The organism is Acetoanaerobium sticklandii, from assembly GCF_000196455.1.
GTDB lineage: Bacteria > Bacillota > Clostridia > Peptostreptococcales > Filifactoraceae > Acetoanaerobium > Acetoanaerobium sticklandii.
The window spans coordinates 827,191-849,078 of sequence record NC_014614.1 but is presented as its reverse complement, the minus strand read 5'-3'; the positions used below and the strand labels follow the sequence as shown (position 1 = coordinate 849,078).

Annotated in this window: 24 protein-coding genes; 4 read left to right on the top strand and 20 right to left on the bottom strand. The window is 31.7% G+C overall.

The genetic code is table 11. From position 1 onward, the window contains the following. Positions 1–115 precede the first annotated feature (115 nt). Both CLOST_RS03860 and CLOST_RS03855 read right to left on the bottom strand, forming a co-directional pair. The gene (locus CLOST_RS03860) at positions 116–1,402 is read right to left on the bottom strand and encodes a GNAT family N-acetyltransferase (RefSeq protein WP_013360938.1); all 1,287 of its coding nucleotides are present in this window, start codon (positions 1,400–1,402) and stop codon (positions 116–118) included. A gap of 17 nt (positions 1,403–1,419) precedes the next feature. After that, positions 1,420–1,611, bottom strand: coding sequence for a YwbE family protein (locus CLOST_RS03855; RefSeq protein ID WP_013360937.1), 192 nt, complete (start codon positions 1,609–1,611; stop codon positions 1,420–1,422). Between the two features lie 195 nt (positions 1,612–1,806). Here CLOST_RS03855 and CLOST_RS03850 point away from each other — a divergent pair, with 195 nt between their 5' ends. Next, entirely contained in the window at positions 1,807–2,193 is a 387-nt protein-coding gene (locus CLOST_RS03850; RefSeq protein ID WP_013360936.1) for an RrF2 family transcriptional regulator, read from the top strand. Positions 2,194–2,281: 88 nt separating this feature from the next. Then, the gene (locus CLOST_RS03845) at positions 2,282–2,875 is read left to right on the top strand and encodes a class I SAM-dependent methyltransferase (protein ID WP_013360935.1); all 594 of its coding nucleotides are present in this window, start codon (positions 2,282–2,284) and stop codon (positions 2,873–2,875) included. A gap of 7 nt (positions 2,876–2,882) precedes the next feature. Here the strand turns inward: CLOST_RS03845 and CLOST_RS03840 are convergent, their stop codons facing one another. Together CLOST_RS03840 and CLOST_RS03835 are read right to left on the bottom strand one after the other, a co-directional pair. Further along, on the bottom strand, positions 2,883–3,758 hold the full coding sequence (locus CLOST_RS03840; RefSeq protein ID WP_013360934.1) for an AraC family transcriptional regulator: 876 nt from the start codon (positions 3,756–3,758) through the stop codon (positions 2,883–2,885). A gap of 100 nt (positions 3,759–3,858) precedes the next feature. After that, the gene (locus tag CLOST_RS03835) at positions 3,859–4,833 is read right to left on the bottom strand and encodes a dipeptidase (protein ID WP_013360933.1); all 975 of its coding nucleotides are present in this window, start codon (positions 4,831–4,833) and stop codon (positions 3,859–3,861) included. Positions 4,834–5,155: 322 nt separating this feature from the next. On the opposite strand from CLOST_RS03835, the gene CLOST_RS03830 reads away from it, so the two are divergent. Then, on the top strand, positions 5,156–6,538 hold the full coding sequence (locus tag CLOST_RS03830; protein WP_013360932.1) for a TldD/PmbA family protein: 1,383 nt from the start codon (positions 5,156–5,158) through the stop codon (positions 6,536–6,538). A gap of 5 nt (positions 6,539–6,543) precedes the next feature. After that, positions 6,544–7,887: a TldD/PmbA family protein gene (locus tag CLOST_RS03825; protein ID WP_013360931.1), complete on the top strand. Its 1,344-nt coding sequence runs from the start codon at positions 6,544–6,546 to the stop codon at positions 7,885–7,887. A gap of 57 nt (positions 7,888–7,944) precedes the next feature. Here CLOST_RS03825 and CLOST_RS03820 read toward each other — a convergent pair whose 3' ends face one another. The 16 genes from CLOST_RS03820 to CLOST_RS03745 all read right to left on the bottom strand — a co-directional run bounded on the left by CLOST_RS03820 (position 7,945) and on the right by CLOST_RS03745 (position 21,887). Further along, positions 7,945–8,493, bottom strand: a complete 549-nt coding sequence (locus CLOST_RS03820; protein ID WP_013360930.1) for a ferritin-like domain-containing protein — start codon at positions 8,491–8,493, stop codon at positions 7,945–7,947. Between the two features lie 100 nt (positions 8,494–8,593). Next, a complete protein-coding gene (locus CLOST_RS03815; RefSeq protein WP_013360929.1) occupies positions 8,594–9,448 on the bottom strand; it encodes a damage-control phosphatase ARMT1 family protein in 855 nt (284 codons plus the stop codon). Between the two features lie 48 nt (positions 9,449–9,496). After that, a complete protein-coding gene (locus CLOST_RS03810; RefSeq protein ID WP_013360928.1) occupies positions 9,497–9,874 on the bottom strand; it encodes a DUF134 domain-containing protein in 378 nt (125 codons plus the stop codon). A 136-nt stretch (positions 9,875–10,010) separates the two neighbouring features. Beyond that, a complete protein-coding gene (locus tag CLOST_RS03805; protein WP_013360927.1) occupies positions 10,011–10,268 on the bottom strand; it encodes a DUF5320 domain-containing protein in 258 nt (85 codons plus the stop codon). Between the two features lie 104 nt (positions 10,269–10,372). Next, a complete protein-coding gene (locus CLOST_RS03800; RefSeq protein WP_013360926.1) occupies positions 10,373–11,662 on the bottom strand; it encodes a DUF2254 domain-containing protein in 1,290 nt (429 codons plus the stop codon). 229 nt (positions 11,663–11,891) lie between these two features. Further along, positions 11,892–12,173 (bottom strand): hypothetical protein, encoded by a 282-nt coding sequence (locus tag CLOST_RS03795; protein WP_041487097.1) that lies wholly within the window; start codon positions 12,171–12,173, stop codon positions 11,892–11,894. A gap of 14 nt (positions 12,174–12,187) precedes the next feature. After that, positions 12,188–12,541 (bottom strand): DUF1475 family protein, encoded by a 354-nt coding sequence (locus CLOST_RS13475; protein WP_013360924.1) that lies wholly within the window; start codon positions 12,539–12,541, stop codon positions 12,188–12,190. A 145-nt stretch (positions 12,542–12,686) separates the two neighbouring features. Beyond that, on the bottom strand, positions 12,687–13,526 hold the full coding sequence (locus tag CLOST_RS03785; protein WP_013360923.1) for a pirin family protein: 840 nt from the start codon (positions 13,524–13,526) through the stop codon (positions 12,687–12,689). Positions 13,527–13,556: 30 nt separating this feature from the next. Continuing rightward, positions 13,557–13,976 (bottom strand): acyl-CoA thioesterase, encoded by a 420-nt coding sequence (locus CLOST_RS03780; protein WP_013360922.1) that lies wholly within the window; start codon positions 13,974–13,976, stop codon positions 13,557–13,559. Between the two features lie 47 nt (positions 13,977–14,023). Then, positions 14,024–14,779, bottom strand: coding sequence for a class I SAM-dependent methyltransferase (locus tag CLOST_RS03775; RefSeq protein ID WP_013360921.1), 756 nt, complete (start codon positions 14,777–14,779; stop codon positions 14,024–14,026). Between the two features lie 64 nt (positions 14,780–14,843). Beyond that, positions 14,844–16,190 (bottom strand): B12-binding domain-containing radical SAM protein, encoded by a 1,347-nt coding sequence (locus CLOST_RS03770; protein ID WP_013360920.1) that lies wholly within the window; start codon positions 16,188–16,190, stop codon positions 14,844–14,846. A 9-nt stretch (positions 16,191–16,199) separates the two neighbouring features. Next, complete coding sequence (locus tag CLOST_RS03765) at positions 16,200–17,522, bottom strand: B12-binding domain-containing radical SAM protein (RefSeq protein ID WP_013360919.1); 1,323 nt, start codon at positions 17,520–17,522, stop codon at positions 16,200–16,202. 1 nt (position 17,523) lies between these two features. Then, a complete protein-coding gene (locus CLOST_RS03760) occupies positions 17,524–18,885 on the bottom strand; it encodes a B12-binding domain-containing radical SAM protein (RefSeq protein ID WP_013360918.1) in 1,362 nt (453 codons plus the stop codon). Further along, complete coding sequence (locus tag CLOST_RS03755; protein WP_013360917.1) at positions 18,882–19,499, bottom strand: class I SAM-dependent DNA methyltransferase; 618 nt, start codon at positions 19,497–19,499, stop codon at positions 18,882–18,884. Before CLOST_RS03755 ends, CLOST_RS03760 begins: the two co-directional genes overlap by 4 nt. Then, positions 19,489–20,949, bottom strand: a complete 1,461-nt coding sequence (locus tag CLOST_RS03750; RefSeq protein WP_013360916.1) for a B12-binding domain-containing radical SAM protein — start codon at positions 20,947–20,949, stop codon at positions 19,489–19,491. The genes CLOST_RS03755 and CLOST_RS03750 overlap by 11 nt, the downstream gene beginning before the upstream one ends. Then, positions 20,946–21,887 carry a hypothetical protein gene (locus CLOST_RS03745; protein WP_013360915.1) on the bottom strand — a complete coding sequence of 314 codons (942 nt, stop codon included), beginning with the start codon at positions 21,885–21,887 and terminating at the stop codon, positions 20,946–20,948. Before CLOST_RS03745 ends, CLOST_RS03750 begins: the two co-directional genes overlap by 4 nt. Position 21,888: the final 1 nt, after the last annotated feature.

Below are 21,888 nucleotides of genomic sequence, written 5' to 3'. Positions count from 1 at the left end.
GTATTTTTTAAATATTTAGTCTTTTTTTATACATATCAGCAAAATTGTCACTGTGATTTAATTATACAGAATATGTAAACAAAAAAGAGTTACTTAAGTAACTCTTTTTCTAATATTAATAGTCAGTGTTTGTAAATGGTCTTTGATTCAAATGAAATAATCTATCTACTTTTTCTGTGAGGTTTTTATCACTTATGCTTACTATTCCAAGCCTTACCATAGAAGCAAAATCAGCGCTTCCCATAAATAATGCAGATAAGTCTGATAGCTTAATTTTTATTTCTAAATCAGAATTAATATTCTCACTTTCAAAGCTCCAAGAGCTATATAAATTCGATTCATCTGAACTAAATAATATAGCAAAGCTATTATTTTCACCTTTGAATTCATCATAAACTGTAAAGCCTATTTTTATATTTTCTACTGGAAATTTTCTATAGCTGGTTTTCTCTACAAAGCTTTTTATATCAGGTATTTTGTACATATTTCCCATAGCTGATATATTTGTTTGGATGAAGCCGTAGTTAATATAATTGCTTGAGGTATCCTCTGGCGAGTCTAGTAAATGATAAAAATCAGCTTCTCCAGTTCTTATAACGATATTTTGAGCCAAATCTGCTTGCATGCGAAGTCCAGCTAATAACTTCTTAAGAACCTCGCCATCACTATATACTAGCTCTGATACTACTATCGAATTTAATGTATAGTTTACTTCACTATCTCTTTTAAAGCTAAATGCAGCATAGCCTTCTAATTCCTGATTTTCAAAATAACCTATTCTTCTAGTTTCATCGTCTTCATTTATTTCTCTAATTTCCTCTTCAAATTTACATACTGCACCATGATAGCTACTTACAAAGTTCGAATAACAAGAAATCACTTTATCAATTTCATCTTTTTTTATCAGCCTTAGATTAGATATATCTTTGCAAGATGAAAGCTGCAAAGTAGGTATTCTATATTCGTCTAGCTTTGTTCCATAGCCATATCCCATTTTTCTATAGTATTCTATCCTAAAGGGGAGAAGCATAGAGCAAAGTCCACCAGAGCTTATAGTATAGTCTTCAAAGAATTTCACCATATCTCTAGCTACGCCTTTTTTCTTATGAAGTGGATGAACTGCTAAAGACATAAGCCCAGTAGCCTTGTTCATTTTACCAAATAGATTAATATCAAAATCTATTAATTTCATAATCGATATAAGCTCATCATCTTCAAATAGTCCAAAAAAATTCACATGCTCATATTCTAGTAGTGACTGCATATTGCGATTATAATATTTTTCGTAACACTCCTTTGAAATATCCTTGCCTGCTGGATATGCATTGAGATAGATATCCACATAGGTATCCATATCATCTGGCATTAATCTTCTTATAGTTCTTTTACTATCTTTGCTCATAAAGACTCCTCCTCTTGCTATAGTATTTCTTTAACTCTGCCTACAATTCCACTTTCTAGCATTACCTTAATACCATGAGGATGATTAGCTGAATTGGTGAGGATTCTTTTAACAACCCCTTCAGTTAATTTTCCTGTTCTTTGGTCTTGCTTTTGTACTACCATAACTTTTGATCCAATTTGTATATTAGTTCTTTGTGTTCCATTCATATTTAAAATTCCTCATCTCACAAAATTAGCATTATGATATCATTTTTGTTGTTTGGTAAAAATATTATAATGCTGTGTATATCTATTTTACTATAGTTTACCTTTCTCATCACTAAATACTTATTGACAGTTATTAATCTTATGATTATAATTATAGATAAATGCAGTCTGTAATATCTTTCTTGGAGGAAAATCATGAAATATACAAAAGCAACAAATTATGCTTTGCATATAATGACCTATTTTGTTTCGCAGGATGGGAAGGAAAACTTTAGTCTTTCTCCACTAGCAAGCCATATGAACATTTCTCCTACCTATCTTTCTAAAATATTAACCCAGCTTGTTAAAGCAAATCTTATTCAATCTTCACCCGGAGTCAATGGCGGGTATAGTCTAAGAAAACCTAAATCTGAGATTAGTTTTTATGACGTAATTCAAGCTATTGAAGGTAGTAACGCATTATTTACCTGCGAATTAAATGAAGACAACTTATGCAAAATTGAGCTTGCTATGCAAGAAGCAGAAGAAAAAATGGTGACATATCTTAAGGAAAAGCTTATTTTAGATGTTGCTAATGTTTAAAATACTAAAGCAGTGAATCATACTGCTTAATTTTTTAAGACAATTGTAGATATTTACACTCTGTATTATATATCATTAGGAGGTTTATATGAATAATATAAAAAAATCGCACGATGGAGATCAAAAGTTTTTAAATAAAATTGCATTTTTAGAGAGTAAGCAAAGAGAAAGACTCCTTCCTCCTGAAATGCTGATAGATGAAATGCCTATACATGAGAATCATACTCTACTGGATATTGGTGCTGGTTCTGGTTTTTTTACTATTCCTATGGCAAAAAAGACTAAAGAAACAGTTTATGCTCTTGATTTTGACAGCCGTATGCTAAATGTCATATCGGAAAAAGCTATCAAAGAAGATTTGCAAAATATCAAGCTCATTGAGTCTACTATTGAAGCGTTATCTCTAGAAGACGAAAGCATTGATTTTATCATGGCATCACTTATACTACACGAAGTAGAGTCATTATCAAAAGTACTTTCAAAGCTTTATGAGGTAACTAAAATAGGAGGTCATCTACTATGCCTCGAGTACGAAAAGGACGAGAAAATAATAGAAGGACCTCCAATGGATATACGAATATCATCAACTGACCTTGAACAGTCACTGCTGAATTCTGGATTTAAATCTACAAAAATCACTAGAATCAATGATTCAATATATACTATCTTAGCCAAGAAATAATTCTCTATTAAGCTTTCTTCCTCACTGGAATCCAAATTTGACTTTTATATTTTGGATTTCCAGTGTCGGGATTTTCATTCCATAAAATTTCTGGTCCTATCACGGTCTCGTAGCCTGAAGACGGAAACCATTCTGAATATATTCTTCCCCAAACATCCTGCAAAGTCTCTGGAAACGGTCCAATTGCTTCAAATACTGCCCAAGTTCCTGAATTTACATTTAATACATCAAAGGAAGCAGTGTCATCGCTATTACTAGCTACTCCAATATAATGATCGAGCTCACCTTTTCCTTCCATCCTTTCTTCGGAAAAATTTGTGGATGCACTTATTATTCCTAGTGGTTCGACATTTGAAATTGATTTAAGCTGCTTTATAATTTCTGGTGTTAAAAGGCTCGTCATATCTGCAATTTCAGGATTTATACCTTTAAACACCATTGACACTCTTTTTTTAAATCCCACTATTTTAAATGATTGTTTCTCTACGATTTTGTAATTCATTTCATTTCCTCCTTTAATTGATAGCTGGAAGGTCATCTTCGGATACGCTTTTATTTGAGCATCTTCTTTTCTAGCTTCTGAAGGCAATATTCCGTGTAGATTTTGAAAAGCTCTACTAAATGAATCCGCCGAAATGTATCCATATTTTACGGCTATATCGATAATTCTTAAATTCTTGTTCTTTAATTCACTCGCTGCTAAAGTTAGCCTTCTTCTTCGAATATACTCTGATAAACTTATCCCTGCTAAAAATGAGAACATTCTCTTAAAATGATATTCTGAGCAAAATGCTATTTTAGAAATTTGACTATAATCAAGCTCATCAGTTAAATTTTCTTCAATATACTCTAGAGCTTTATTCATGCTCGTCAAGGTATCCATAAAACAACCTCCTTTCTATATCAATATTATCAAAAGCAAGAAAATCAAATCCGACAATATATGCACATTTATGTCGCATACTAATCCTAGAGCTAAATTATTATTTCAAAGTTTCTTTTATAACTCTTAGCATGTTTTTTTGTGTCAATTTTTCTAGCTGTGTTTCACTCCAGCCATTATTTTTTAATGCATCAAATAATTTTGGCATTTCGTGAGAACCACTTATTTCTAAGTTGCCTTGTATTCCATCAAAATCTGAGCCTAGCGCAATTACATCTTCTCCACCTATATTTTTAATATAGTTTAAATGATTTATCATAAGCTCTATTTTACTATGTGTATTTGTAATATCTTTAGCTAAAAACTCTGGCGCAAAGTTTAGACCTATAGCTCCACCTTTTTCTGCTATTATTTTAATCATTTCATCTGTAAGGTTTCTATTATGTGGTGATAGTGCTCTTGAATTTGAATGAGATGCTACAAAAGGCTTTTTCGCTATGCTTGCTACATCATAAAACCCTCCATCTGAAAGGTGTGAAACATCTACAAGCATACCTATTTCATTCATGTATTCTACAGCTTTAAATCCATAGTTTTTCAGTCCTTTTTGCATTATAGTTTTGTCATCAGAGTTAGGATATCCTATGCTATTTTCAAAATTCCAAGTAAGGGTAATAAGGCGTATTCCTAAATCATGGTAGCGCTTAATTTTTTCTATGCTAGTTGCTGAGCGTCCATCTTCTATGGTGAGTAAAGCTGAGATTTTATCATTTGAGCTATTATTCATCAAATCATTATAGTTATATGCCATTTCCATATAGTTTGTATTTTTGACTGCTTCTTTTAGCATATTAACAGACCTAAGAATATACTCATCATCAGGAATGTACTTTTTACCTTCTTCTTTAAACATTTCTTCATTCATAAGAAAAATTGCATAAAACTGTGCCATAGCATCAGATTGTCTTAATCTGTCAAAATCCACACTTGCTTTTGGATTGTTAATAAGTAATTCAGAGCTGCCATCATCTGGAACAGTAAGTATTGTATCGCAGTGCATATCAATATATTTCATTTTTATCATCCCTTCTTTTATTGTGAATACAACAATTAATATTTATTTCCAATATGCCGAGGTCTTATTATAAATTTTAATAAATTCATTATACACAACTTTGCTTACAATAAAATGAATTTAATTTTTCAATTAAAGTGATTAATTTGATAATGTAATGTTTTTATGCTATTTATATAATATTACATAACAAAGTTATTAAGCAGGATATTTTCATATAATATTTTTTATATGTTTTAAAATATTATTGTTATGTTTATGATTATTGGTTACAATAATATAAATATTGAATTATTCGAAAATTTATAAAAAGGAGAATACTATGCTAGATCAAAGACTGGTACACGATGTACTCACAGCAGCACTGTCTTTTGGTGGTGATTTTGCTGAGATTTTTGTAGAAGACAGATTAGATAATACTATCGGAATGATAGAAGGCAAAATAGAACGCTCCCTCACTGGAAGAACTGGTGGTGTGGGTATAAGAATTTTTAATGGATTTAACAGCGTATATACCTATTCTCATAAAAAAGACAGAGATACCCTTATTAAATTAGCACAAAACGCTTCAAAGTCTTTAAAAGGTCTACCACAAAATTTAAATATTGATTTTGTTATGGAAAATCCTAGCGTTGTTCATCCTGTTATGATATCCCCTCAGGATGTAGAAAAATCAGTAAAAATCGAGCTTATGAGAAAGGCTCATGAATCAGCATCTTCATACTCAAATTTAATTCATCAAGTGAGAGTTAATTATCTTGATTATACTCAAAATGTTCTAATCGCAAATTCAAATGGCAAATTTGTGCAAGATAGCAGAACTAGAACTAGATTTATCGTGAATTCAGTTGCCAAGCGTGATGAAAAAATGGAGCATGGAATGATTGGAAAAGGCTCTGGAAAAGGTTTCGAGCTTTATGATGAAATATCTGTAGAAGATATCGCCAATGAAGCATCTAGAGTTGCTATAACTATGCTAGATGCAAAATCAGCTCCTAGTGGAAAGTTTCCTGTCGTTCTTGATAATAAATTTGGTGGAGTAATATTTCACGAAGCTTGCGGGCATGGACTAGAGGCAACTTCTGTTGCAAAGGGAAATTCAGTGTATGCTGGAAAGCTTGGAGAGCAGATAGCTTCTACTGTAGTGTCTGCAGTTGACGATGGCACTGTCCAAAATGAATGGGGCTCACTTAGCTTTGATGATGAAGGCAATAAAACTACTAGAAATCTATTAATAGAAAATGGAATCTTAAAAAATTATATGGTAGATGAGCTAAATGCTAGGCGTATGAATATGCCAGCTACTGGCTCATGTCGTAGAGAATCATATAAATTTGCTCCTACCTCTAGAATGACGAACACTTACATTCTAAATGGAAATAGTAAGTTTGAAGATATGATTTCTTCAATTGATTACGGCATATATGCAAAATATCTAGGTGGTGGCTCTGTAAATACTGCGACTGGAGAATTTAATTTTGCAGTCCAAGAAGCTTACCTAGTGAAAAACGGAAAAATAGAGGAACCTATCAAAGGCGCAACACTCATAGGAACTGGTCTAGATGTTCTTAAAAAGATTGAAATGGTAAGTGATAATTTTGATTCAGGAGAAGGTATGTGTGGCTCTGTCAGTGGCTCTATTCCAGCTGGACTAGGTCAGCCTGCACTTAAGGTTTCTGAAATTACAGTTGGGGGAAAGGAGTAGGCTATATGCTAAATACATGGACAGATAAATTGTTTGAAGCAGGTAAAAATAAAGGCTTTGAAAATCAAGAAATATATTATGAAACAGCAGAAAGCTTAAACCTTTCTGTATACCAAGGTGAAGTTGATAAATTCAAACTTTCTGAGCAAGGTGGTCTATCCTATAGAGGAATAATCAATGGTAAAATGGGATATTCCTTTACTGAAGCTTTCGATGATGATGCAATTGCTATGCTTGTAAATGCAGCTTATGAAAATGCTTTTGCAATCGAGTCTACTGACCCTGTATGCTTACACGATGGAAGTGGAGACTATAAATTTATGGAATTTCCCTCTGTAGATAAGGATGTATCTATAGATGAAAAAATTCAATTTATGATTGATTTAGAAAAAACAATCTTAGAGACAGATTCTAGAATTGTAAGATTGTCAAATAACAGCTATGTTGAAACCACCTACACAAAGTGGATAAAAAATACTAAAGGTCTAGATGTAAGGGAAACAAAATCACATATATATGCTTATGGGATTGTAGTTGCTAAGGAGAAGGAAGATACGAGAACTGGTATAGGTTTTGATATGGCTGATTCTTTTAAAGAGCTTTCTTTAGATAAAATAGCAAAAACTGCAACTGATGAAGCCCTTAGTATGCTTGGAGCTGAACCTATAGCATCTATTAAGTGTCCTGTGGTATTTGAAAATAAAGCTTTTGCTAGCTTTTTATCTCAGTTTACTAATCATTTTAGTGCTGAGCAGGTTCAAAAAAAGTTATCGGCATTAATAGGAAAGCTAGATGCTTCTATTGCCTCTAGCCATGTAACTATAACTGACAACCCTCATAAGAAGTCCGGACTTCGCTCTACTGCTTTTGATGATGAAGGTGTGGCAACCTTTGTAAAGCCAATAGTTGAAAAAGGTATATTAAAAACCTATCTGCACAATCTCAAAACTGCTGAAATAGACAAGGTTAAATCAACTGGAAATGCATCAAAATCATCCTACAAAAGCTCAGTTGAAATCGCTCCTAGCAATCTTTGCTTTGAGCCTGGGGATATAGAGTTAAACGATTTGATGTCTTCTATAGATACTGGTGTATTTATTACGGAGCTTCAGGGCTTACATGCAGGTATAAATGCTATTTCTGGAGATTTTTCGCTTCAGTGTCATGGTTACTGCATTGATAAGGGAGTGCTTTCAAGTCCAGTAAGCCAAATTACTGTATCTGGTAATTTCTTTGAATTACTAAATGATATAGATGCAGTAGCAAATGACTTTTTCCTGTCTCCTCTTACTGAAGATACGGGCTCTGCAAGTGTAAGAATAAAAGAATTAAATATATCGGGAAAATAAGTATAAGATTTGTCTGTAAAAAAACTTAGCAAGCAAGAGCCTGCTAAGTTTTTTCTTTTAATTATTTTTATTAAAATTTCCACCTATTTTTCTATCTACTTGTCTTTCAAAAGAACGTAGATGGTTTTCAGATGCTGATTTTAATCTTTCAAATACAGTTCTTACATCATCAGGTAAATCTTGTTTTAAAAATAGTTCATACATTGCTATATTTTTTATTTCTGCTTCTACTCCTACTTCATATGCTTCATTTAGTGAACTTGGAACTTCTAATAGGCTTTCCCAATCTTTATTCGGAATTACTACATTATATTTATCAAATAGGGGTTCAAGTAAGCTTATATGTGTTCCTTCTGATTTAATTATGTTAGAAAATGGTCTAGTTACATTAAATTCTTTCATTATTAAATCATATTCTGTTTGAGCTAAATACTCATCTTCTATAGCATATTCAAGCATTTCATTCAATGTGAACTCTTTATCTTGAAGAGCTCCTATTGCACCTGTATCAGAACTTGATGCATATACTGAATCCATAGAAACATTTGATATAACTAGTCCAAATACTAAAAATCCACCTAACATCATTTTCATAATTTTTTCCATAATGCACATCTCCTTTTTAATTAAACAATCTTAAATACTAATTAATTATTTGCTTATAGTAATTATAGGATTTGATTATGAAAGAATTATGAATATATTATTAGTTTTTAAATTTATTATACTTAAATACATAACTTCCAAGTTTAACTTCTAATCTACTAGCAATCATTGGACATTTTGCTTTAAGAAGAAAAAATACATTTCCTCTTTCTTCTGAAAGAGCTTCATAATTACCCTGTCCCTTACTAATAATAATATCCGCAGCTTTAAAAAGTGTTTTGAATTCTTCACTACAATCTTCAAGTATAGCTCCTGAGGCATTACAACCCGTAGAAACTATAGTAGAAACTTCATCTAAATTTGAATCATATGCCTCTTTTTCGGTAACATCATTTATTATAGGTTCACTCCTTACGGCATATGTAATATTTATCTGAGGTAAATATTCAATCATTATTTTATCAAACACTGTTTCCCCAGTATTATCACCAATGACAAGAATATTTTTTGCACTTTTTAATTTTTCTGTAAATATATCTATATCACTAATTTCAAAACTTTTGTCTAATTCTTCTTTTATAGCTTTTTTTATATCTGTTTCCTTATATATTGCTGAGTCTAAATTATTTCCAGCTGCCGCTACTTTTAATGCCCAGTATAATTTATCATCTTTACTATCTAAAAACTGGTATAAACTAGGCCTTAAATTTTTAGCAAATTCCAAATCTCTTTTCTTTACTTGAATATAAGGATCCTTTATCCCTGTTTTTTCTTTTATAGTTAAATGAATTTGTCTTGCTAAGTCAGGCGAATTTCTATAGTTTTTATAGTTTAATAAAATCTTCAATCCTTCTAATACAATTTCTTCTTGTTTATTAGAATCATCAGTAGCCATTTTTGAAGCTTCTAATGCTTGTTTTAGTAGACAAGGTATACAATCTATCATAATTTCCATATTTATATTATATGATTAATAAATTAATCATAATCTCCCTTCTCTTTTTTATAGAGACGTGTCTTGTTTTTTTCTATGACAATTTTGACGTCTAAATCCATGACAAGCACCTTCTCCATTATGATGTACTTCTTCACAAAGTTTGTACTCTCCACCTTGGATTAATAATATCTTTCCGTTAACTATTGAATCAGCTATTTTTTTTCTTGCTTCAATATATATTCCCTGAACTGTAGTACGAGCTACATTCATTTGTTTTGCACAGTCTTCTTGTTTATATCCTTCTAAATCTATTAATCTTATAGTTTCATACTCATCTACAGTCATAATTATTGCTTCATCAGGATTTTTTGGCACATTTAAGGGCCCAAATTTATTTACATTAGGCATTTTACAAACTCTTCTGCCCTTCATAGGTCTTGGCATTTTTCATATCCCCTTTTTTTAAGTAAGTACCCCCTATATTACAATTCCTAATGAAAATTTAGAAACTATAATAAGTTGATTAAAGAAATAACCAGAGTAAACTCTGGTTATTTCTTTAATCCTACATATTTTTCTATTATTTGTCTAGGTCTTCAAGACGTTTTTGAATTTCATTTTTTTGATTTTCTAGTATCCTTTTTTGTTCTTCTTTAGAAATCTGAACATCAGAAAACCTTCCAAAAAATCCACGTCCGCCTTTAATTCCATGTCTACAACCTAAACCCATTCTAAAACCATTTCCATACTGAGTATCTTGACCATTGGCACAAGCTCCCATTCCTCTTCCAGTCATAGCTCCAGCACCCATAGGTCCGCTTCCATCTCTTCTTGGCATTATATTCATCTCCTTCATTAATTAATGACATATGTCATTTATAATTTTAATTATACTCTTTTTATGACATATGTCAATAATAAAAATTCTAATTGAATATAATTTTATAGATTTATCAAGTCTATATATTCATTTTTTATTTTAGTGTGATGTAATTTATCATCTGATAGTTTTAATTGCTTTTCTATTAAATATTTTGCGTAATTATCTATTATTTCTCTATTATATTTTGAAGCCTTAGTTTTTATTATTCTTAATGACTTAAGTGCCACTACTATAACCGACACATCTGCTTGACCATAAAAGATAATTTGACTAAATGCATCATCTAGCAATACTTCAAAATCATATGCCTCATATATAATATGCCCCAACTCATCATCTTTTTTTAGTAAAATATATCCTTTTTCAATATGTGATAAATCCCTTAATAAAATTCCTATAATATTCAAACAATGTATAGCAGTATTAGGATCATTTATTCCTGGAGAAAGAGCTTTTACAGCAATTTCAACAATCTTTTGAATTGTGAAACTAAAATCTTGAGTTTGAGTTTTTTTGTTGCCTATTAATATTAATTTATTAATTTCTTCTATATCTATTTCATCTAAAATATTTTTTTCTTCATAATATATTGTCAAAATTTTAGTTTCTAAAGAAATAAATTGACCCACAACTTTTTTGAAACAAATAATGCAGTTATGATTTTGGGCAATTTTTTGTAGCTTTTGATAATTTATTTCTTGGATATAACCATCAGAATGAGCATAAACATCAAAAAAATATTTGTATTTTACCATTTCTATCATTTCTTCTTTTGATAAAATGCTTGCTTTATCTTCAAAATCATTATATTCCTTAATTTTTTTCCTAGCTTCATCTTGAAGCCTTTGTATTAAATGGCTGGCTTGAACATAGGTCGCAACATTATGTATAAAAATCAAAAAATACACAAGACCTACAATAACATAAATAACTCCTATGCTTGCTGATATAACTAAATTTTCATTTTGACTTGTCTTTGTAAATAATAAAGAACTAATAGCAAAAATAAAACCGCTTAAAAAAACTCCAAAAGATTTCATTGTTACTTTGTTATTTAAAAAATTTTCTACTACACGTGGTGTAAACTGAGATGAATACATTGTAAGGACTACCATTGTAGTCGAAAAAGTAAATGTAGCAATAGTAATAAAAGCGCTGGCTACTATTCCTAAAACAGTTTGAGCTAATTCTGATTTAGTATAAAATACAGTACTCAAATATAAGGACATCTCATCACTATAAGTTGTTTCTAAAATTTTTATTCCTACTGAAAGAATAAACGCTCCTATACTGTATATAGTTGGGTATAGCCAAATACTGGTTTTTATTTTATTAATTATCTTTTTCATTTTCACCCTCGAAATTTAGACATTTATAATTTTTCTTAAGTTAAGCTCAATAATAAGATTATAAAAAGTAGCTTTTAAAAACCCTTTGTTTGCCCTTTCCATGGTTTTGGCTCATTGTTAACAAACTCATCTACGCTGGGTCCACCTAGTTTTCTTAAGCGCCATATTCCATATATATAGCTAATAGATAATATTATAAGTGTAACAGGAGCGCCAAGTAATGTGTTAATTATAAATAAAGCTTCAATATTCTGATTGAATAATAAAGTTGCTTGTAATGCCCCTCGTAAGCAAATACAACTCCTAAAATTCCAAAACCTAAATATTTTAAACTGCCTTTTAATCGAACTCTTATAAAGCCAAGTATAATTGCTGAAAAAATTGAAGCTGTGACAGCATATGGCAATTCTACAATTCTATTTGCCACTACATAGACAAATGGAGGCAATATAGCATCGATTGTATTTGCTTTAAATAGTCTTTTTATTTCATCAAGCAAATCATTTAGCATTTTCCACCTACCTATCATTCCTTAGTATTTTTTAGTATGGATTCCTTTTTATGTCCTAAGAAAAATTTTAGCCAATCGTCTTTTGAAGAATAAAATGCGTAAATTATATAAAGTGCACCTGTAAAGAAACCTAAAATCATCATGGCTATAATCCAAATAATTTTTAATGGTAAATTTTTTTCTCTAAAAAATATCCACATAGAAAACAGAGTAAAGCCCACATATAAATCAATCATTGACATAATTCCCCATGGATTTCTTAAAAGCTTTCCGCCATCTTCAAAAAAATCTCCATTCATAAAGGCATATATAAGTCCAAGTGTCATAAAAATTAAGCCTAGCCAAGCAATAAACTTCCCTAATTTCATTTTAACCCTCCTTGATTAAATCATTTAACATATGCTAATGCTTCATTTATACCCTCAATATTTCATTTCAAATTAAAAACCCCTACATGATTTCAAATCATAAAGAGGTTTAACTAACAGAAATTATTATTTCTTAACTTAAAGATTAATATTGTATGCCAGTTTTTAAAAATGTACCATCTTTTAAATCTTGAAAAGCTTTGTTTAATTCTTCTTTTGTGTTCATTACTATTGGACCACCCCAAGCAATCGGTTCATCTAGTCTAGTTGAGCTTACAAACAAAACCTGGGCTTTTGTATCAGTTGATTTTATTTCAACTGAATTCCCTTGGCTTAGCTTTACAGCTGTTTTTTCTTTTACTAATTCTCCAGAAATATAAGCATCTCCAAGTAAAGTAAACATCATTATTGAATGATTACTATCGGTATCTAGCACTATACTTGAATTTGGATTTAGATGGATATCATAATAATCTAGTGGCAAATATTTACTCTTATATCCTGTCGCTCCATTATAATCTCCCGCCAAGAGCCTAAGTTTTCCATTATCTATAGCTATTTCCTGAATCTCAGAATTTTTAATGCTTTTATATGCTGGAGGAACCATTTTGTCTTTTGCAGGAAGATTGAGCCATAGCTGAACTCCTAGCATTCTCTCTGATGCTGGCAATTTTTCCTCATGCATTATTCCAGAGCCAGCAGTCATCCACTGAACTTCTCCATCCTTTATTGTATCTTCATTTCCAAGGCTGTCCTTATGTGTCATTTGACCTTTATATACATAACTTATAGTCTCTATTCCTCTGTGCGGATGTAGTGGAAATCCTGCTATGTAATCTTCTGGATTTATGCTGTCAAATGAATCTAGCATTAATATAGGATCATATTCATCCGTAGTCTGGTTTCCAAGCACTCTTACTAAACTTACTCCTGCTCCATCTTTAGTTCTAAATCCCGTTACTTGATTTTTTATTTTTCTTTCCATAATAGCCACCTCCATTTTAAAAAAAATATACTATCTTAAGTTTTTAGCTATTTCTATTATTTTTGCTTCTTCATCATTTTGAGGAACAGGTGTAGGAATGCCATGAGGTTTTTTCTTGCCATTTTCATCTACACACACAAAGGTAATATACCCGTCTACAGATATTTCTGTTCCATCTATTTCAGTCACTTTTCCATATACAGTCATACTAGTATTTCCAGTTAGTACCACCTGAGTTGTAAGCTGAATGATTTGTCCTTTTCTAGCTGGTTTTCCAAATTTCATTCCATGAAGCTTTACACAGACTATTTCCTCTGGATTTCCATGGTGATTTGCCGCTGCGATAAAACACCCTTCTACAAACCATTCACTCATTCTTCCTGCAAATAATGTTCCATGATGATTCAAGTCCTCTGATTTAACTAATCTTGTAGTATAGTAATTTTTCATAGGTCACCTCAATCTTATTGTTTTTAGACAAATTATATTTATATTAGCTATTTTTTTACTGCTCTTGTAGCATAAAATGTAGGTATATTAAAATCATGAAGTCTTCCTTGTCCATTTATATCTTCAAATATATCAGTTAGAATAAACCCTGCTTGCAGCTGTCCACCTATCTGTTCTTCTATAGTATGTGAAAATTGGATACCCCAATCATTTTTTAATGATTTTTCATATAGCTCTTTGTCCTTAAGTGGATTAAATGGCAATTTATTCATTAATTTTTCTTCTTCATCATCAAAAATGAAATTAATGCCATTATCTAATCCTGCTAAAAGAATTCCTCCTTTTTTTAGAATTCTATAGCATTCCTTCCAAACATGAACCACATCTTCAATGTAGCAATTTGAAACTGGATGAAATATAAGGTCAAAGGCTTCATCTTCAAATGGCAATGGCTTAGTCATGTCAGCTTTAACTAGATTAATTTCGTATCTCTCTCTTTTCGCAACCTCTTTTTCACTTTGTAGCTGCTTTTCAGAATAATCTAGAACTGTACACTCTGCCCCTAGTGCAGAGAATATTGGCATCTGCTGTCCTCCTCCAGAAGCAAGTCCAAGCACCTTAGCTCCTTTCATCTCACAAAACCATTCCTTTGGTACTGGCTTTGTAGGAGTTAAAACAACTGACCAGTCGTTATTTTTTGCTTTTTCAAAAGTTTCATGGTCTATGGGCTGCCCCCATTCCCATCCTTCATTTGCCCACTTATCAATAAATTCTGAATTAAGCTTAGTGTAATTATTATCCACAGTTATTCTCCTATCTTCTTTTTGGATTATACTTAATAACTCAATTTATTTTTTCTATTTAATACTACCCATTTATCATGAGCTTAATATAATTTTTTGAAGCTTTCACTGCTCCAAAACCTATTCTTAGCACATTCATAAGACCAAATTTTTTGAGCATTTTTGTATTGCCATTTACAAATAAATTCACATACAGATAGGTTATCATAAGCTCATAATAGTATCTCCTGACACTTATTTTAGATGGCTTTATAATAAGCTGTCCAAAGCTCCATTTTTCATAATCTACAGCGCTAAATAACAGTCTATCCTTATACTCTTCATATAAAGATAGTCCTGGAAACGGCGTAAGTGGATTGATGGTTGTTATTTGAGGTCTTATTTTCTTAATATAGGCTCTAAAGTTTTTAAAATCAGCTTTATCCCAATCTGGGTGAGCCATAAATGAAGCCCATACATCTATATTCAGTTCTTTTAGTATTTTTGAGGCTTTAAAGTTTTCGTCAGCAGTAATTTTTTTATTATAGTTCATAAGCTCTTCATCCTTGAAGGTTTCATAACCTATGAGAATTGCACTCAGTCCCAGTCTTACAAATTCCTTTAGTAAATCCTGGGTTTCTATTACTCCTTTTACTGAGCCGTAGATTATGTAATTCTTTTTTAGATCAACCTCCTTAATAATATCTAGAAAGCTAGAGAGCTTTTCTCTGCTTGATAAAAAATCGTTGTCTATGAACATTATTGTAGATTCTGTGATGGCATTTAGGTCAGCCATAGTTATCGCCATATCAATCTGAATTTCTTTATAACCCTCTATCCTCCATCTGAGACAAAAATTGCATCTGCTTTCACAGCCTAAGCCATACTCCATTATAGCTGCAGGTCTATATCCAAAATAGGAATAGTATGCTCTGTATTTCAAGGTACTGGCTCTGTTTGGGAGCATGTATTCATTGTTTCCCTTTGGGAAGCTATCTTTGAATGAATTTTCTTTTTGGTACACACCTTCTATACTTTTATCGTTATTTAAAAACTTAATTAGATTGTCTTTTGTAGTATAGTTAAATACATAATCTATGCTAGGCTCAAAAAAACTCTCTGGACTAAGCAGAGCCTGAGTTCCTCCTACAAAAATTTTTATATTACTATTACATGCCTTTATTTTATTACTTAGCTCAATAACCTTTAGTACGTCTATGCAAAGACTCGTAATTCCTACTCTATCTGGCTCAAAATCTCGAATTTTTTCTTCTATAGAAAGCTTTTCAATCATCATATCAAAAATCTCTACAGTGTGGTTTTGCTCAAATACACTATAAATCATTTCTAAACCAAGTGGCTCAGAAAACATAAAGTTACTTAAGGTTATTGCTTGTTTTATTCTAGGTGGTCTTACAAGTAAAATTTTCATAGGGCACTCCTAAAATATATTTGGGGTTATCCTTCTTTTTATCTGCTCTCTGTAGTATAGATTTACAATGGTGTTAAACAGATATTTAAATGGCGTTTTAAGCATTTCTCTTCTTAATATATTTCTTTTTATTATAGATTTAAATGTAAAGAGGTTTTCATAAAGCTCCCAGTATACTGCTGTAAGCTCATCTGGTGTCATATTTTGGGGCTTATAGACTGCACTAGTTCCGTCATAGGAATAGATGTCTTTATTTACTAGCCTTCCTGCTTTTTCTATCTGCTCAAAAAATCTTGTTCCAGGAAAAGGTGTGAGTATATAAAATCTAGGTACTGAAATTTTGTTTTTCTCTATAAAGTCTTTAGTTTTTCTTATAGACTCAAGAGTATCTCCTTCAGCTCCCACTACCATTTCAGTTGATACATCTATGCCATGCTTTCTTATGTTTTGGATGAGGTAATCATAGTCACTAGGTTTTGCCCAGCTTTTGTCCATTTTATCTAGGCTCTCTTTAGTTATGCTCTCAAGTCCAAAGCTAAGAGTTTGGCAGCCACTTTTATAAAGCTTTTGAAGTAAATCATTATCGTGACCTATGGTAATCTCGCACTGACTCATCCAGGTTACATTTAGCTCTATAAAGGTATCGAGCAGTTTATGAAGATAATCTCTATCAGAAAATATATTGTCATCAAGCAGAAGAATTTTTTTGAAGCCTAAATCTTTAATTTGCTTTATATCTCTTACCACCTCTTCTAGTGGCCTTTTTATATATCTCCCCTTGTAAAGGCAAGACACTGAGCAAAAGCTACAAGAATTCGGACATCCTCTTCCTGCTTGAACTGGAAGAAAGTCTCCTATTTTTTTACCCTTTAGAAGGTCAAACCTTGGCATTGGAGTAGAAAAATATCCATTTGGAAGTGGTTTTTCATAGATTTCTTTTAACCTGCCACTGCAAAAATCAGAAAGTACCTCTTCCCATATCATCTCTGCATCTCCTACTACCACACTATCCGAGTACTTAGCGGCTTCTTGTGGCATTATGCTAGCCATATATCCCCCAAGTATCACTTTCTTTCCTTTTTTTCTAAATTCCTTGGCTATATCTATAGATCTAATCACCCCATGTCCCATAGTGCTGATTCCTATTAAGTCAGCATCTGTATCAAAAGGGATGTCTTCTATGACTTCATATATCAGCTCCACTTCCCAGTCCTTAGGTGTAAGAGCTGCAAGCAGTGGCAGTGACAATCCAACAAAATAGAGTCTTGATTTTTTGACCACTGTTTTGTCTTTTTGATATGGGCTAGGTTGTATCAGTAATAGTTTTTTCATATTAACCTCTTATTATCTTTGATAAATACTGTAGACTTACTCTTTGACTGCCTTTTAGCATTTTTAGATTTTCTTTAAGACCATATTTTTTGAGCAGCCTGATTGAGTTTACTGGTCTCATAATGACTTTATAGTAGCTTAGAAGTATTTGACCGTAAAATTCTCTCACACTCAAATGCTGAGGTTTTAATATCACGTGAGCCATGTCAAACATTTCATAGCTTTCTCTTTTTACGAGTAGCTTTTCTTCATAATCCTTGAATATCTCAGTTCCTGGGATAGGAGTAAGAGGCTGTAAATTTACGAATGTGATTTTCATATCTATCAGCCAATTTGTAAGATTTCTAAAATCTTGCTTATTAAAATCCATAGGAAGAATCAAGGTTGCATAAAGCTCTATATCCAGCTCTCTTAGAATCTCAATGCAGGTTTCGTTTATTTGGACAGTAGTTTTTTTGTTATAGTTATCTAAATCAGATTTTCTAATGGATTCTATTCCTACTATAACTGCTCTTAGTCCTACTTTTTTGAGCTCACTTATCAGCTCCTTGTTATTTGCTATAAAGTCAGCTCTTCCATACACTAGGTAGTTTTTCTCGATGTTGTTTTCTTTTAGCAGGGCTATAAATTTCTTCAGCCTATCTTCATTGTAAAGAAAATCATCATCTACTATATATATTTCTTTTTCAGGTATTTGTGATATTTCAGCTACCACATCTTCTATATCCCTAGCATAATATTTTCCAGAAGTTATTTCTTTGCAAAAACAAAAACTGCAATTATATGGGCATCCATATGAGGTCTTAATAAGAGCGCAGGGATTATGAAACATATAGTAATAATCCTTTTTGTAGTTTTCTACTGACTTTCTATCAGGATGCTTGTAGGAGTAATTATAGGGCTGATTTTCTATAGCTTTGATTCTTTTCTCTATTATAGCTTTATCTTGATTTTTTACTGCCCCCTCAAGCACAGCATTAAATGAGTCTATGCCATTTTTTCTAAATATAAAATCTATGCTTTCATCGAGAAAATCATCACCTACTACCTCTGCATGAACTCCTCCTACAGCTGTTTTTGTATTTGGATTATACAGCTTTACTTTCCTCGCCATCTGCTTTATGGTTCTCACATGGGTTATATATCCTGTAAAGCCTACAAAATCTGGCTTCTCCTCTAGTAATATTTGTTCAAAGGGTTTTTTCTCTAAAATAAAATCGTATATTTTAACAGTTACTTCATCAGCTAAAGTCTCTTGTACGTTGGATACTAGGTACTCCAGCTCCAACGGCTCGCAAATCATAACATGCTGAAGCCCTATTGTTTCTTTATCTGGTTTTGGCCTAATGAGTAGAGCTTTCATTTTTCCACCTTTCTAAGAGAATACACCGCAATTGTTGGCATATATGGTCTTAGCTTTATTGCTTCTCTTTTATCTATGTCAAAATAATCTTTGATTAGCATTTTGAATTCCTTATCGCTAGGATAAGATGCTGGCCCAGTAGTTAGCTTTACAAACAAAAGTATGAGCCTATCAAGAAAGGTATTTCCACTTGCAAATGCAAAAATAGCTCTTCCTTCCTCTTTTAAAAGCTCATTGATTTGCTTTAGTATATCTCGTTTTGAATTATAGTATGGGAGAGAATGTGTACAAGTGATTATATTAAATCTAGCTTCTATTTTATCTAGACTACTCACATCAAGCTTATAATGAGTCACCTTAGGATTTTTTAGCTTAGATACCTCTATCATTTTCTCAGAAAAATCTAAGCCATGCCTTTCGATATTATTAATATCTTGTAGCTCATACAGTAGCTCCCCTACTCCACAGCCTATATCCAAAAGTGAAGCCTCTTCTTTTATATCCAGCTCTTCTATAAGCTTTTTAACTTTATTTCTCGTTGGTCCTAAAGAATATTTTTGTACCCATAGCTTATGATAATGCTTTGCCCAAAAATCCCAAATTTTACTTTTCATAATTTCCTCTTATCATTTTTCTAATTCTCTTAGATTTTATTAATCTTAGATGACATAGGTAAAACAAAGTATAAAATAGCCACTTTGGTAGCTTCGATTTGAGCACCAAATGAAGAAAATCAAATTTTCTTGGGTCAGTTTCTATAAGCTCATGCTTTCTTAATTCGTAATCTAAAGTTCCTTTTAACGGAGTCATTATAGAAATAGTGTAAAGGTCTAAATCTAGCTTTTTAATATATTTGTAAAGCCTTAAAAAATCTTTTATTTCATATGAAGGATCAACTATAAAAAGTGCTGTAAGCTCTATAGCTTCATTTTTTAAGATGTTTACAGCTTTTTCATAAATATTTGCAGTCTGTCCTTTATTATATTCGCTCAGCATGCTTTCATCTTCTGATTCAAAGCCAACTATAACCTCATCTATACCCCAGGATTTAAGTTCGCTCATCAAGTCTTCGTTTTCAACTATAAAATCAGCTCTAAGATAAATAATTAAGCTTTTGTTCAAATACTCATTTTTAGCATTAACAATAAAATCAAGAGCATCCTCTCTAGCTATAAAAAAGCTATCATCTATAACCCAGATATAGCTTGAGTCTATTTCCTTGATTTCACTTATAAGTCTTTTGTAATCAGGTTTAAGGTAGATTCCATTGTTTAGAAGTCTGCAATAACAAAAACTACAGCTATATGGGCATCCATGACTTGACTTTACTAGTGCTACCTGAGTCTTATCAATATATCTTGTCTGTGATTTTATGTCATTAAATACTAGTCTATCTGGAGAAATGTTTTCACTTTTTATCAATACTTCATCTTTCCCTAGTTGCCAAGAATCAGTCAGCTTATCGTAAATATCTACACCTTTTTGAAAATAATTGCTCTTAAATTCTTTATTATTTATATCTTTATTATTTATATCTTTATTATTTATATCTTTATTATTTATATCTTTATTATCATCTTTTTCATAATCTATTTCTAAATCTACAGCATTATCATCTTTTTCATAATCTATTTCTAAATCTACAGCATTATCATCTTTTTCATAATCTAGTTCTAAATCTACAGCTGTTTTTATAAAGGTTCTAAAGGTTTCTAAGCTTTGAGAAAAATATACGTAGTCAATCCCCTTCGTTCTAAATGCTTCACGATTGAGCTGAGCATGGACTCCAGAGACCATAATTTTTACAGTGGGGTATTTATTCTTGTAGGCTTTAGCTTTACTTACTATTAAATTTTCAGCTACGTTGTAGCCAGTTAAAATTACTAAATTCGGTATAACTCCTTTAGGCTTATCTAGCTTGAATTTATCATCTATGATATAGGAGGTTATTTTCTCCTCAATTAATATAGTCTTAATATACATGAGCTCAAGCGGTTCAGTCACTATAGGCTCAAAGAATGAAAATATCGTTTTTTCTCTTACTTTTTCTAAAAAAATTATCATTGCTTCACCTTAAATACCCTGTGATTTTTTGAGTATCCCTTGTATGAAAAATATGGAGTAAGAATTTTTAATATCCCTCTAATAGCTGGATTATTATGGTGAAGATATAGGTATTTAGGTATCTCTATGCAGCCTATTTTGGATTTTGATTCTTCTGAGGTCTGCCCGAAATTAATACTATAAACGCCTCTACTAATACCTTGATTTACTATAAATAAAAGCATGTTGTAATAGATATCATAGGTTTTTACATCTTCTTCCTTAAATCCGCAAAAAATAAATAATAGCTGATTATTTCTTTCTAGTAGCTGCACAAACGCAAGAATCTTATTTTCAGGGTTTTTAAACTCATACATTTCACTGCCAAATTCCCTAAAAAATTCAATGGGAAGAAGCTCTAGCTTGTTATCAGAGCGTTTATATACATCCTCGTAAAGCTTATAGTGATTTAAAGTGAAAGCTTCTGGCTCTAGTCTAGTTATTCTTAGGTCTTTTCCTTTTTCAATCGCTAGGTTTAGCCTTCTTCTATAGCTACTTCTTAGAGAACTCATATAATCCTTAAAGGTATTGAACTTATTATAGAACATAAAATTCGAAAGAGTTCTTCCTCTATTAGTAAAGTGTGTGTCACTGTTTAAAACAAGACTTAACCCACTTATGCTCTTTAATATCTTATCGAGATTAGCTTCATCTCCAAAAACGGAGCTCATTTCCATAGAAATAGGCATTGCCAATATTCTAACTGGGAGCTCTAGCTTTAAGCCTTTCTTGAAATTGAAAATATTTAGTTTATGCAAATATGTAACTGCCAGTGTTTTATCACAGCTATAGTATTGTTGTCCACAACTATTCACTTTTTCCAAAAGCAATAATAATTCCTTAATATCTTCTTCTATTTCGCTTGATTGTACATCAGATATACTGGTGTAGATTTTCATG

Coding starts and splice junctions, on each gene's coding strand:
- CLOST_RS03840 (WP_013360934.1), bottom strand. CDS start 3,758: ATGGATACCTTGACGAGCATGAATAAAGCTCTAGAGTATATTGAAGAA.
- CLOST_RS03805 (WP_013360927.1), bottom strand. CDS start 10,268: ATGCCAAGAAGAGATGGAAGCGGACCTATGGGTGCTGGAGCTATGACT.
- CLOST_RS13475 (WP_013360924.1), bottom strand. CDS start 12,541: ATGAAATTAGGGAAGTTTATTGCTTGGCTAGGCTTAATTTTTATGACA.
- CLOST_RS03795 (WP_041487097.1), bottom strand. CDS start 12,173: ATGCTAAATGATTTGCTTGATGAAATAAAAAGACTATTTAAAGCAAAT.
- CLOST_RS03770 (WP_013360920.1), bottom strand. CDS start 16,190: ATGAAAATTTTACTTGTAAGACCACCTAGAATAAAACAAGCAATAACC.
- CLOST_RS03845 (WP_013360935.1), top strand. CDS start 2,282: ATGAATAATATAAAAAAATCGCACGATGGAGATCAAAAGTTTTTAAAT.
- CLOST_RS03860 (WP_013360938.1), bottom strand. CDS start 1,402: ATGAGCAAAGATAGTAAAAGAACTATAAGAAGATTAATGCCAGATGAT.
- CLOST_RS03765 (WP_013360919.1), bottom strand. CDS start 17,522: ATGAAAAAACTATTACTGATACAACCTAGCCCATATCAAAAAGACAAA.
- CLOST_RS03820 (WP_013360930.1), bottom strand. CDS start 8,493: ATGGAAAAAATTATGAAAATGATGTTAGGTGGATTTTTAGTATTTGGA.
- CLOST_RS03750 (WP_013360916.1), bottom strand. CDS start 20,949: ATGATAATTTTTTTAGAAAAAGTAAGAGAAAAAACGATATTTTCATTC.
- CLOST_RS03810 (WP_013360928.1), bottom strand. CDS start 9,874: ATGCCAAGACCTATGAAGGGCAGAAGAGTTTGTAAAATGCCTAATGTA.
- CLOST_RS03815 (WP_013360929.1), bottom strand. CDS start 9,448: ATGGAAATTATGATAGATTGTATACCTTGTCTACTAAAACAAGCATTA.
- CLOST_RS03755 (WP_013360917.1), bottom strand. CDS start 19,499: ATGAAAAGTAAAATTTGGGATTTTTGGGCAAAGCATTATCATAAGCTA.
- CLOST_RS03825 (WP_013360931.1), top strand. CDS start 6,544: ATGCTAAATACATGGACAGATAAATTGTTTGAAGCAGGTAAAAATAAA.
- CLOST_RS03745 (WP_013360915.1), bottom strand. CDS start 21,887: ATGAAAATCTACACCAGTATATCTGATGTACAATCAAGCGAAATAGAA.
- CLOST_RS03855 (WP_013360937.1), bottom strand. CDS start 1,611: ATGAATGGAACACAAAGAACTAATATACAAATTGGATCAAAAGTTATG.
- CLOST_RS03835 (WP_013360933.1), bottom strand. CDS start 4,833: ATGAAATATATTGATATGCACTGCGATACAATACTTACTGTTCCAGAT.
- CLOST_RS03785 (WP_013360923.1), bottom strand. CDS start 13,526: ATGGAAAGAAAAATAAAAAATCAAGTAACGGGATTTAGAACTAAAGAT.
- CLOST_RS03850 (WP_013360936.1), top strand. CDS start 1,807: ATGAAATATACAAAAGCAACAAATTATGCTTTGCATATAATGACCTAT.
- CLOST_RS03830 (WP_013360932.1), top strand. CDS start 5,156: ATGCTAGATCAAAGACTGGTACACGATGTACTCACAGCAGCACTGTCT.
- CLOST_RS03800 (WP_013360926.1), bottom strand. CDS start 11,662: ATGAAAAAGATAATTAATAAAATAAAAACCAGTATTTGGCTATACCCA.
- CLOST_RS03780 (WP_013360922.1), bottom strand. CDS start 13,976: ATGAAAAATTACTATACTACAAGATTAGTTAAATCAGAGGACTTGAAT.
- CLOST_RS03760 (WP_013360918.1), bottom strand. CDS start 18,885: ATGAAAGCTCTACTCATTAGGCCAAAACCAGATAAAGAAACAATAGGG.